Here is an 11669-nt window from a genome sequence, read left to right as displayed (position 1 = left end):
ATATCGGCGGAACTGATGCTGATAGAGCGGCCAAATTAAGACCTCCGGTGGAGGTTATCCACCGGAGGTAAATCACAAATTATTTATGATTGCTGGTCAGTCCCGCGCGCGGTTGCGACGGTGCTGGGACAGTGTCGACCAAGAGTAGAGCGCAAGCCCCGCCCAGATCAGCACGAAAGCGCCAAGCTGCACGGTCGAAAACGGCTCGTGGAAGATGAAAATCGCGAAGAAAAACAACATGGTGGGCGTCATATACTGCATCAGCCCAAGCGTGGTGTAGCGCAGAAGTTTTGCACCGCCCGCATAAAGAATAAGCGGGATGGCGGTGAACGGACCGGCAAGCAGCAGGAGACCGACATTCGAAACCGGACCGGCGAAGAAATGGTCCTGACCAGTCGAGCCGAGCCATGCCACATAGGCGAGCGCCGGAATACACAGGATCAGCACTTCAAGCGTGAAGCCCTGCAACGGCTGCATCGGCAGTGATTTCCGGAAGAAGCCATAGAGACCGAAGGACACCGGCAAAGCGAGCGACACCCAAGGCAAGCCGCCAGCATTGAACGTGAGCAGCAGGACAGCTGCCGCGGCAAGGCCGACAGCCACATATTGCACCTTGCTCAACCGTTCACCGAGAAACAGGCCGCCCAGCACCACATTGAACAGTGGATTGATGTAATAACCAAGTGCTGCGCCCATGACCTGGTCATGCGCGACCGCCCAGACATAAATGGTCCAGTTTGCGGTGATAAGCGCTGCGGTCAGCGCCGCCATTGCAAGCATACGCGGCTGGCGAACAGCGTTGAGAATATCCTTGAATTGCCCAAGCGCGACCAGCAGCAGCAAAGCAACCGGCACCGACCAGATGACGCGGTGAGACACCACTTCCATAGCCGGAATATGGGCTACCATTTTCAGATAAAACGGCAATGCGCCCCAAAGCGCATAGGCGCCGAACGCCATGAGAAAACCTCTGGCCCCATCCGAAAGACGGGTATCGGACAGGGTCTCATCGGTCATTGTCTCTCTCCACTCGAAAGCAAATCCGCTTTTGAATAAATCGCATAGCAGATGACTTGTTCAGCCACTGCTATGCGCTTCTCAATACATAAAATCCATTCAATTAAACTGATTGAAGCATCAATCCTGGTGAATGATGGCGTTTATTCCGCCGCAGCAAGCCCGGCCATGGCGCGGTTTTTCATAAGCTTGAAATTCACGGAATCCATCAGCGCCTGAAATGAGGCATCGATGATATTGTCCGAAACGCCAACCGTGCGCCAGCGCGCGCCTGTGGCGTCGCCCGACTCGATCAGGACGCGCGTGATCGCCGCCGTACCGCCATTTAGGATACGCACCTTGAAGTCCACGAGTTCGAGATCTTCGATTTCCGCCTGATAGCGACCGAGATCTTTGCGCAGTGCAATGTCGAGTGCATTGACCGGGCCGTGGCCTTCGGCGACAGACATGCGCACTTCGCCATCGACCTCCACCTTGACCACCGCTTCCGACACGGTCTTCAGCATGCCATTGGCATCGAAACGGCGCTCGACGAGACAACGGAACGACTCGACCTTGAAGAATTCTGGCTGCGGATTGAGCATATTGCGCGCCAGAAGTTCGAAACTTGCATCCGCGCCCTCATAGGCATAGCCTTCCGCCTCGCGCTCCTTGACCAGAGTGATCAGCGTGTCGAGGCGGACATCGTCTTTCGCAACGCGGATGCCGCGACGCTCCAGCTCGGCGATGAAATTCGACTTGCCGCCCTGATCCGAAACCATGACGCGACGGCTGTTGCCAACCGTTTCCGGGGGAACATGTTCGTAGGTCTGCGGTTCCTTGAGCAAGGCCGAAGCATGGATGCCCGCTTTCGTCGCGAAAGCTGATGTGCCGGTATAAGGCGCCTGCTCGGTCGGCGGACGGTTCAAAATATCGTCAAACGCACGCGAAATACGGGTGATCGCCTTCAGCGAAGCCGGTTTGATGCCGAGTTCAAACCGCTCCGACCAGTATGGCTTGAGCAGCAGCGTCGGGATCAGCGAAACCAGATTGGCATTGCCGCAGCGCTCGCCAATACCGTTCAGCGTGCCTTGCACATGCCGCACACCGGCATCGATGGCGGCAAGCGAAACGGCAACAGCCTGTTCCGTGTCATTATGGGCGTGGATGCCGAGGCTTTCACCGGGCACCACGGCCTTCACCGCATTGACGATTTCGGCAATTTCATGCGGCTGCGTACCGCCATTGGTGTCGCAGAGCACAACCCAGCGTGCGCCCGCCGTATAAGCCGCCCTGGCGCATTCCAGCGCATAGTCCGGATTAGCCTTGTAGCCGTCAAAGAAGTGCTCGCAATCGACCAGCGCCTCACGGCCCGCCATACGCGCAGCCGTCACCGATGCCGTGATCGATTCCAGATTTTCCTCATTGGTGCAGCCAAGCGCCAGCCGCACATGATAGTCCCAGCTTTTGGCAACGAAACAAACAGCATCGGCGGAAGCCTGCAGTAGGCTCGACAGTCCCGGATCGTTCGACGCGGAAACACCAGCACGTTTGGTCATGCCGAAGGCGGTAAATTTCGACCGCGACGTCTGACGGCGCTTGAAAAAAGCCGTATCGGTCGGATTGGCGCCCGGATAGCCGCCCTCGACATAATCGACGCCCAGTTCCTCAAGCAGCGCGACAATCGACTTCTTGTCCTCGACAGAAAAATCAATGCCGGGGGTTTGCTGCCCGTCGCGCAAGGTCGTGTCGTAGATGTAGATGCGTTCGCGTGCCATAAATGCCTGCCTGTCGGTGGGTCTCTATTGGTTCAACGTTACGGTTGCGGCCAATTATCTGTGTCGTAGTCCGGATGCTGATAGGAAATCATCGTCCTGACAAATTCGATGCTCTCCGGATCGCGTTCGGTTGCATAGCCGGGAAGGTTTGCAAGTCCACTCACATAAGGAAGCTGCTTTTCGATGCCCCATTGCACGGTCGGCTCCACTTCCTCCGGCGCATCGAACGCACCGATGGCGATCGCGATGCCATCCGGCGCTTCATAGGTGAGCGGGGTTCCGCATTCCGGGCAGAACCCGCGTTGCACATGATTGGAAGAGCGAAAACGCTTCGGCTCGTTGCGCGTCCATTCCAGTTTTGCCTGATCGACGGAAACCAGCGGCGCATAGAAATTGCCGAAAGCCTTCTGGCACATGCGGCAATGACAGATGGAGGCCGAACCCAAAGCGCCGTCGACGCGGAAACGCACCGCGCCGCATTGGCAGCCGCCGGTATAAATCGGCTTGTTATCGAGTGTCATGTTGTCCTCCCCAATCAAAAACGCTGTCAGCCTACCACATCCCACGTCGTCATGCGCTCGCCCGTGGCAGGATCCTTGCCATCCTTGAGCTGCACGCCTTCCGCAAGAAGCGCATCGCGGATGCGATCAGCTTCCGCGAAGTTCTTCTCCTTGATGAAGCGCAGGCGTTCCGCAATGCGCGCCTCAATGGCATCCGTATCGACATTCGCCTTGGCGAACACCGGCACATCCTCCGCCGTCACGAAGTAAGGATCGAGCAGGCCCATCAGCGCCATGCCCTCGCCCAATGTCGCAATATCCTTGTTCTTGAACGCCTTGCGCAATGCGGTGATCGCGACCCAGCTGTTCAGATCGTCGGACAGGGCTTCCGTCACTTCACCGATTGCGGTGAGCTTCTCTAGCGCCACAAACTTTACATCACGCAGCAGACCATACCAGCGGCGCAGTTCGTCGGCTGATTCAGCCAGACGCTGTGCCGTCCAGTTGATCGGCTCGCGATAATGGGTTTGCAGCATCGACAGGCGCGCAGCCAGACCGACCCAGCGATCACGGATTGCGTTGTCGTCCCACGCACCCAGTTGCGGCAGGCCGCCATTCAGCACGTCACGAATGGTGATGAAATTGCCGAGCGATTTCGACATTTTCTGCCCTTCGACCTGCAGGAAGCCGTTATGCATCCAGATATTGGCCATCCGCTCGGTGCCGAATGCGCAGCAGGACTGCGCGATTTCGTTCTCGTGGTGCGGGAAGACCAGATCGATGCCGCCGCCATGAATATCAAAGCGGTTCTTGTCCGGATCGTCGCATTTCAGTCCCCCGCCGAACGGCTCCAGAAGTTTGGCCATCGACATGGCCGAGCATTCGATATGCCAGCCCGGACGGCCGAGCGTCTCGATACCTGCGGGCGATGGCCAGCCCGGTTCGCCTTCCTTTGAAGGCTTCCACAGCACGAAATCCATCTCGTCGCGCTTGTAGGAGGCAACATCCACACGCGCACCCGCCAGCATTTCGTCGAGCGAGCGGCGGGCCAGCGCGCCATAGCGTGGTCCGCCGAACGTCTTGACGCGCTCGTTCATGGCGGAGGGCGAAAACAACACGTGATCTTCGGCCACATAAGCGACGCCGATGGCGACCAGACGGTCAATCATCGCGCGCATTTCGTCCATATGCTCGGTCGCGCGCGGCTGAACACTCGGCGCCAGATTGCCGAGCGCCGTCACATCGGCCTGAAACTGCGCATTGGTGCTTTCCGTCACACGCCGGATGGCCTCGTTGAAAGGCAGCTTCGGATAATCGCGTGCGGCGCGCGCATTGATCTTGTCGTCAACGTCGGTGATGTTGCGCGCATAGGTAACGTGTTCGGCACCGTAAACCTGACGTAAAAGCCGGAAAAGAATGTCGAAGACGATGACCGGGCGCGCATTGCCGATATGGGCAAAATCATAAACGGTGGGTCCGCAGACATACATGCGCACATTGTCGGCATCGATGGGGGAAAAATCCTCCTTCGTGCGGGTCAGCGTATTGTAAAGACGCAATTGCGGCGCATCAGCCATGGAACCATTCCCCAAAAAAACCAGCAAATCCAAGTGAATTCAATGCACAACGGATCGCAGCCATCTGGCCGGGGCGTTATCATCCTGTTTTATGGAAGGGAGACGAAAACGGCCGGGCCAGCAGGCTGCTAGCCAATAATGATCGCACAAATACAAATGTTCGTGGTCGGCGTTTTCATGGCAGCACTTATCCCTGTCCGGCGAACGACAGTCAAGCGCTTTTGCTTGGGGGGGATTATTTTGCCAGAAAGCACAGAGCCACTATTGCGGCTTTTAAGGGCGTATGCGCGGGCCCTATTTCGCGTTCGTAAAATCTAAGCTCCTCGCATAAGTTCTGGGGTATCTTCCACTTTTAATAACAACTATTTGGATATAAAATAGCACATGTCATTCTGCCATTGCTTTCTAAACTCAAGGAAAAATCGTGAACTCCACCCTTAAGGGCGATAAACTTGAAGATGCATTTTACCGATACCTTATAGATCAGCAAAATCGCGGAGAATTGCTTTTTGACATTTACCCGCCGGAAAACTGTAAAATCTTTAGAAAGAAGAAATATTATTGCAAGCAACGTGAGGATGACGTTGAATTTGACATCGTCCTGGAGGTATATCGAAAAGGCAGACACTCACCCCATCTGCACGTCATATTTGAGTGTAAGAACTATAATGGGAATATACCGGAAACATACGTAAATGATTTTTCCTCGAAAATAGGTCGAATATTCCCGAATGCAGTGAAGGGCGTCCTAGTAATATCCTCACGCTTACAATCGGGCGCAGAAAAAGTTGCTTTAAACAACAAGATGGGCATTGTAAAATATGATGAAACTGGGCTGGATATAATTGCTGATCGCACGGGACGTATCTTCGTTGAAAATAGATTCATTGAAGCCCAGATTTTCTCGAGTGCTCCGCCTACCAAGTCCCTTAAATTTTCTGCTTATCACGACGGAAGATTTTTCGGAAATCTTGGCCGTTTTTTGTGTAGTCTGGACCCCAACATCTCAACCGAATCTAAAAAAGACCACGACTTGGTATCTGCTCGTTATATTCCCAACGAACACATAAAAAAATCCGCTGCGGAAGTGCTAAAACGAATCAACTACAAGAGTGGCCCCGTTGATCTAGAGAAAGTTTGCTCCTGTCTATCGATAGACTTGCAATTCACAAACCAGAAAATTCAAGATGAAAATGGAATTGTTACTCTCGGATCTGCAAACTTTCAACGTAGATTAATTCTTATTAACGCCCACGAAAATAAAAATCGAGAACGGTTCACGATCGGTCATGAGATCGGCCATTTCTGCCTAAACCATGAAATGTATCTGAGTTCAGAAACGATCGTCGAAAAAGACCTGCTGATAAATAGCGAAAAAGAAGTCACCTTCAATTACGAACGACTAGAATTTCAGGCCAATATTTTTTCAGCAAATCTAATTCTTCCCGATGAAGTTTTCAAAAACGTGACTGGATATTATCGGCACATTCTCGACATAAAAGATCGCGGGCATGGATACATATTCGTTGACGATCAGCCTTGCAATTTTATGGTGTACGAAGAGTTACTGTCTATTTTATCAACTCATTTTGGGGCATCCAAAACAGCGATCGAAATAAAGTTCAAAAACCTGGGCATGCTCACAGATCAGAGGAAACGCAGAGACGCCCCTCCTATACCGGGTTTGATAAAAAACTTGATTGCGCTTCGAAAAACTTGAGAGACGCGGACATCTGCCAAAATGTTGCATTTCTGCAACCCCGATAATTCTTGACGGGCGTTAACCGGATTACCCCAAAACCGGCCCCAAACAGCCTTCATTCGGTCTCAATCCATCACAAAATAGTGAGTGTAAATTACTTAGGCGTAACCGAAGTTCGGTTGGTTTTAGAAGCATTCGGGACCGAACGCTTCGGGGAAAGGAAGTAAAAATGTCTAAGAGTGAACTGCAACCGCGTCAGGACCGTCTGGTCGACAAGTATCGTGAAATTGGCCCCGCCGCGCTCGTCGCCGCCTTGATGACGGCAGCAAAGCGCAGCAGCGCAGGCCGTAACGACAATCGTCGTCATTCTATACTGGCCACCAAAAAATTCGCCAAGTAAGCAGTACCGACCACTATTAAGTCGCGCAAAGCGGTCAGAACATCGAAAGCTGACCGCCGGAACTGTCTTCGGGTTCCGCTTTGGCCTTGCGCTTTTGCGGTGTTTTCTGCGCTTCCATCGTTTCTTCGATACGCATCTGCAGATCCGGCGTGGCGTTGCTCACCTTGTTGACCTTGTCCGAGACGGGTATCGCCTCGAAAAAATCCTCCTGCACCGGGCGCATGATGTCCGCCACTTCGCGCGGCAAGTAGCGCTTGCAGTCGAGCCAGCGTGCAAAATCTTCGGGCTGCACCACCACCGGCATGCGTTCATGGATAGGACGCAGGAGTGCATTGGCGCTTGTCGTCAAAATGCCGCCCGTATCGATCTGCGACCCGTCGGCACCGCTCCAGGTTTCGATCAGTGCACCGAAGGCGACCATGCCGCCATTGCGTGGGCGTACCCAATAGGCTTGCGCCTTGTTCTTCCCCTCGCGACGCCATTCATAAAAGCCGGAAGCCGGAACAAGCGCGCGACGGTGATTCAGCGCGGCGCGAAACGAGTTCTTCTCGGCAGCTGTTTCCGAGCGGATATTGAACACCAACGACCAGTCATTCGGGTCTTTCACCCATGATGGCACAAAACCCCAGCGCACCAGCGTACCCATCCGATCCGGGCGGTTACTGCCTACCGGAGGCATGTTGCCGACAAAACTGGAAAGAGACGGCGTTTCGCCCGCCACTATGGTCAGGATCGGCTGGGTCGGGGCGATATTATAGCGAGGAGGAAAATCCTCCGAGATCATGGCAGCAAGAAAAACCTCAAGTTCTTCCCGACTTGCCGTCAATGAAAAGCGTCCGCACATGGCGGCCATGTTCAGGTTTTTGTGCTGGTGGTCAAGACCGGTTTGCGATTGCCAAAACGCCGCAAGCCGATCATAGCTATTCCATGCCCACGATCCCTGTCATTCCCGTTCCGCTTCATGTTCATGGCGTTTCGCTGATCTGCCGTCGCGATGGCCGCTTTCTGCTGGTCGAACGCGGCAAGGAGCCATGGAAAGGCTGGCTGGCTTTTCCAGGAGGAAGCATCGAAGCGGGCGAGACGCCGGAACAGGCCGCCATTCGCGAGTTGAAGGAAGAAACTGCGCTCGATGTCAGCGCGCTTTCCCACGTCATCACCGTCGATCTGGCGCTGGAAGGCAAGGCCTATGAGAAAAGCTATTTCCTGTCGGTCTTTCGTGCGCTGGATATTTCAGGGCGCGAACAGGCCGGCGATGACGCTGCCGCGATCCATTGGCTAACGTTGGAAGAAATGGCCCATGCCCGCGTGACTGACAGCACGCTCGACGTCGCCCGCTCCGTTGCGGAAAGCGAAGATGGCTTGGGATATTGATCGGCCTCGTTTCATCCTGTTTGACAATCTGCCTTGAAGCAGCCCCTATTTCACGCAACAAGTGCATTTCATGTGAGAGGGTTTCCGATTGAAAGGCATGAAACTGTTCCGGTTCGCATTGTTGATGTGGGCAGGCGCAGCCGGTCCGGCTTTTGCGCAGGATGCGCCCTATGAGGGCAAGATGTTGCGGCTTGCCGAGGTTCTGGGCTCGCTGCACTATCTGCGTAACCTGTGCGGAGAAGCAGGCAGCGAATGGCGCGACCGCATGGACGCGATCATCGCCGCCGAGAAGCTGTCGGAGGGCGAAAGGGTGAGGATCGTTTCGAGCTTCAACCACGGATATCGCGTCTTCAGCGACAATTATACCAGCTGCACCCCTTCCGCGCTTGCGGCGATAGACCGCTATATGAAGGAAGGCGAAGGCTTGTCGAACGAGATCATCTCGCGCTATGGAAATTAACCAATCATACACTCTTATGCGGATTGCGGAGAATAGTCTCGTTCAAATCCGGTATAATCTGTTAACACTGTCTTAAGAAGGCAGGCAGGCCGCAAATGGATTGCGCTCCCGGAACACGGTGAGACATCCGCAAAACGGCAGAAAGGCGAAAGCCAGGATGAAGTCTATGGAACATGCACCGACCGATCTGGACGAGATGATCGCACGCGAGAAGAAACTCGTGGCTATCGAATATCAGAACGAGGCCTGGGCGGACGGTATTTCCGAAGGCATTGAGCCTGAAATCCTCGCCGAAGCTGCATTTACAACCGCGCTGACGGAACTGATCCGTGAGGCTGGCGACGATTGTGCGCTCGAACTGATCGAAAAGATGCGCGAACAGATCGAAGCTGGCGCTTTCCTGCCAGCACGCATCCTGCAATAGCTAAGCCATAACGTCGCCGGTCGAGGGGCAAGAACCGGCCGTTCCCACCAGTCGTCCTCCGACAACGCCGATGCATCCTGCAATCTGGAATTCCGTCCGACCGCTCGCGCTCGTCGCGAGCATGATGCTCGTCTCACTGCCCGCCTTAGCGGCAGCGGATCAATTGGCGTTTGTGGATCGTTCTGAATTCCTGACACTGCCAGCCTATCGCACCGCACCGGACGAACATCCGGCTTCGTCGCCGATACCGCTTCCCAATGCGCTGCCGCATCGGGTGCCCTCTGCAACACCGCAGAACGTGCCCGCCAGCCCTGCCCAACCGGTTGTTAAACCGATGCCGGAAGTGTTGCGCGATTTCGACAATCTGCCGCAGCCTGTCCGGCAAATGCGCGAGAAAATGCTCGCCGCCGCACAATCCGGCGATATCGAGCTGTTGCGCCCGCTGTTGGGCGAAGCCCACAACAGCACACAGTTTTCGCTGGAAGACCACGAAGAAGACGTCATCGAATTTCTGAAATCGCTGGCTGGAGATGCGGAAGGCCGCGAAATCCTCGCCATCATCGCCGACCTGCTTGGCACAGGTTATGTGCATGTGAATGCCGGAACGGATGATGAGGTTTATGTCTGGCCCTATTTCTACGCCATGCCGCTCGACAGGCTGACACCGTCGCAGACCGTCGAGCTTTTCCAGATCGTCACCGCCAGCGATTTCGAAGACATGAAAAAGGCAGGCGGCTATATTTTCTACAGCATCGGCATTGCGCCCGATGGAAGCTGGCGCTTTTTCACCGCCGGGGAATAATTACCCCACTGGCCCACGCGCGCGGCTTGGCGACTGGTTATAGATGCGCTGCCAGGCACGGCGAAACTGCCGCGCCGACGCGAAGCCAGATTTTTCGGCCACATTCTCGATATCGAGATCTGAATTAAGCAGCATTTCGCGGGCCAGACCAACTTTAAGCCGGTTGACGTAATCCGTCACGCTCATGCCAGCATGTTCATTGAACAGCCGCGAGAGATTGCGCGGGCTCGCGCCACTCACATCGGCAAGCTTTTCGACAGGCCATGCTCCGGTGGGGTCCGCTGCGATGGCGTCCTGCGCACGGTGCACGACGGGGTTCATGTGGTTACGCCCTTCAAGCCAGGGTGAAAGCTGCGGATCGCCGCCGCTGCGTCGGAGGTAAACAACCAGATACCGCGCCACCGACAAGGCGACTGCGTGGCTGGTCAAATCGGCCACGACTTGCAGCATCAGGTCGATCCCGGCGGTAATACCCGCACTGGTCAGCCGTTCGCCATCTTCCACGAAAAGCCGGTTTTGCAGCACTTTTGCGGTGGGTGCTGACTTTTCCAGTTCTGTAATGGCCATATGGTGCGTCGTGCAGACATAGCCATCGAGCAGCCCTGCCCGCGCCGCCAGCAAGGCGCCGGAGCAGATCGTGACCAGCCGGACACCGGGGCAGACGACACGCTTCAGCCAGCCGATAATTTCATTCTCAAAGACGGCGTCTTCATCGCGGCTGGCAACCGACCCGCCAAGCGGCATATCCGTGGAACCGGACACGATCACCAGCGAACCCTGCGGCACGCTATCCGGCAACGGTTCGACGCCAGTTACTGCCATACCGATGGAACTGTGAACCGTGCCGAGCGGCCCGACATAATGCACCGCAAATTCGACCTTGTCCTGATCGAGATTCGCCTTGCGCAACACTTCCAGCGGTCCTGCCACGTCCAGCAAAAGCAGACGTGGCGGAACGATGACATAGACGGGGATGATTTGCTTGCCGTCTGTCGGTTGGGTCATGCGGCCTTCCGTTCCTGCTGGCCAGCCAGCGCTTCTTCCACCGTGGCGATGCGGGCGAAGCGATTGGCCAGCACGAGTTCCGTGCGCGCGCGAATCTCGGCAGCGCTCCATTCACGGCCCGTTGCGTCAGTCATCGGGAAGGTCAGCGTCGCCTCGCCGACGAAATCGACCGTATAGCCCAGATCGGACGCCTGACGTGTGGTGGTTTCGCAGCACTGTTCCGTGCGAATGCCGGAAACCATCACCCGGCGAATACCGTTTGCTACCAGCCATACATCGAGACCGGTGCCGACCAGCGCACTGTGACGACGCTTACGGAACACCGCATCCGGCGTGAAGCAGAGCGGCGCGAGCGTGCGGACATGGCCCGATGCTTCGGCAAAGTTGCCGCTCTCTTCCGTGTGGAAAATCTGCACAACCGGAATACCCGCCTGCTTTGCGCCATCAATCAGCTTTTGCTGGCGCTCGACATAGGCGGCCACATCGGCCTCACGATAATAAGGCTGGTGCCGGAAGGATTCCTGCGCATCGACGACAAGCAGAACGGTATCTTGAGCGGACATTTTTGTTCTCCTACAGTTTGAATATAGGAGAGAATTTACGCCGTATAGACTGGAGCGAAAGATAGATGCCGGACAAAGATGGGACAAATCA

At 55.4% G+C, this 11669-nt stretch carries 13 protein-coding genes; 6 read left to right on the top strand and 7 right to left on the bottom strand.

Translation table 11 applies throughout. From position 1 onward, the window contains the following. Positions 1–96: 96 nt before the first annotated feature. The 4 genes from rarD to cysS all read right to left on the bottom strand — a co-directional run bounded on the left by rarD (position 97) and on the right by cysS (position 4851). Positions 97–1017, bottom strand: coding sequence for an EamA family transporter RarD (gene rarD, locus HWD97_RS12285; RefSeq protein WP_109368664.1), 921 nt, complete (start codon positions 1015–1017; stop codon positions 97–99). Between the two features lie 143 nt (positions 1018–1160). Next, positions 1161–2774 carry a citramalate synthase gene (gene cimA, locus HWD97_RS12280; protein ID WP_109368663.1) on the bottom strand — a complete coding sequence of 538 codons (1614 nt, stop codon included), beginning with the start codon at positions 2772–2774 and terminating at the stop codon, positions 1161–1163. Positions 2775–2812: 38 nt separating this feature from the next. Then, the gene (locus HWD97_RS12275) at positions 2813–3295 is read right to left on the bottom strand and encodes a GFA family protein (RefSeq protein ID WP_339439856.1); all 483 of its coding nucleotides are present in this window, start codon (positions 3293–3295) and stop codon (positions 2813–2815) included. A gap of 26 nt (positions 3296–3321) precedes the next feature. Then, positions 3322–4851 carry a cysteine--tRNA ligase gene (gene cysS, locus HWD97_RS12270; RefSeq protein WP_339439857.1) on the bottom strand — a complete coding sequence of 510 codons (1530 nt, stop codon included), beginning with the start codon at positions 4849–4851 and terminating at the stop codon, positions 3322–3324. Positions 4852–5275: 424 nt separating this feature from the next. Between cysS and HWD97_RS12265 the strand changes: the two genes are divergently transcribed. Further along, positions 5276–6571 carry an ImmA/IrrE family metallo-endopeptidase gene (locus HWD97_RS12265; RefSeq protein ID WP_371835073.1) on the top strand — a complete coding sequence of 432 codons (1296 nt, stop codon included), beginning with the start codon at positions 5276–5278 and terminating at the stop codon, positions 6569–6571. Positions 6572–6782: 211 nt separating this feature from the next. Further along, the gene (locus HWD97_RS12260) at positions 6783–6953 is read left to right on the top strand and encodes a hydrolase (RefSeq protein ID WP_109370198.1); all 171 of its coding nucleotides are present in this window, start codon (positions 6783–6785) and stop codon (positions 6951–6953) included. Between the two features lie 34 nt (positions 6954–6987). Here HWD97_RS12260 and HWD97_RS12255 read toward each other — a convergent pair whose 3' ends face one another. Beyond that, on the bottom strand, positions 6988–7797 hold the full coding sequence (locus HWD97_RS12255; RefSeq protein WP_371835096.1) for an SOS response-associated peptidase: 810 nt from the start codon (positions 7795–7797) through the stop codon (positions 6988–6990). Between the two features lie 83 nt (positions 7798–7880). Here HWD97_RS12255 and HWD97_RS12250 point away from each other — a divergent pair, with 83 nt between their 5' ends. The 4 genes from HWD97_RS12250 (at position 7881) to HWD97_RS12235 (ending at position 10010) form a co-directional block, all read left to right on the top strand. After that, positions 7881–8324: an NUDIX hydrolase gene (locus HWD97_RS12250; RefSeq protein WP_371835072.1), complete on the top strand. Its 444-nt coding sequence runs from the start codon at positions 7881–7883 to the stop codon at positions 8322–8324. 97 nt (positions 8325–8421) lie between these two features. Next, complete coding sequence (locus HWD97_RS12245) at positions 8422–8784, top strand: TIGR02301 family protein (protein WP_371835071.1); 363 nt, start codon at positions 8422–8424, stop codon at positions 8782–8784. 166 nt (positions 8785–8950) lie between these two features. Further along, on the top strand, positions 8951–9208 hold the full coding sequence (locus HWD97_RS12240) for a hypothetical protein (protein WP_171318934.1): 258 nt from the start codon (positions 8951–8953) through the stop codon (positions 9206–9208). A gap of 70 nt (positions 9209–9278) precedes the next feature. Further along, on the top strand, positions 9279–10010 hold the full coding sequence (locus HWD97_RS12235) for a hypothetical protein (RefSeq protein ID WP_371835070.1): 732 nt from the start codon (positions 9279–9281) through the stop codon (positions 10008–10010). Here HWD97_RS12235 and HWD97_RS12230 read toward each other — a convergent pair whose 3' ends face one another. Together HWD97_RS12230 and HWD97_RS12225 are read right to left on the bottom strand one after the other, a co-directional pair. After that, positions 10011–11015 carry a GlxA family transcriptional regulator gene (locus HWD97_RS12230; protein ID WP_371835069.1) on the bottom strand — a complete coding sequence of 335 codons (1005 nt, stop codon included), beginning with the start codon at positions 11013–11015 and terminating at the stop codon, positions 10011–10013. Then, on the bottom strand, positions 11012–11578 hold the full coding sequence (locus HWD97_RS12225) for an isochorismatase family protein (protein WP_339439862.1): 567 nt from the start codon (positions 11576–11578) through the stop codon (positions 11012–11014). The genes HWD97_RS12230 and HWD97_RS12225 overlap by 4 nt, the downstream gene beginning before the upstream one ends. Positions 11579–11669: the final 91 nt, after the last annotated feature.

This window comes from Ochrobactrum sp. C6C9 (assembly GCF_022627935.1).
Lineage (GTDB): Bacteria > Pseudomonadota > Alphaproteobacteria > Rhizobiales > Rhizobiaceae > Brucella > Brucella teleogrylli.
This window is presented reverse-complemented; position numbering and strand designations above follow the sequence as displayed.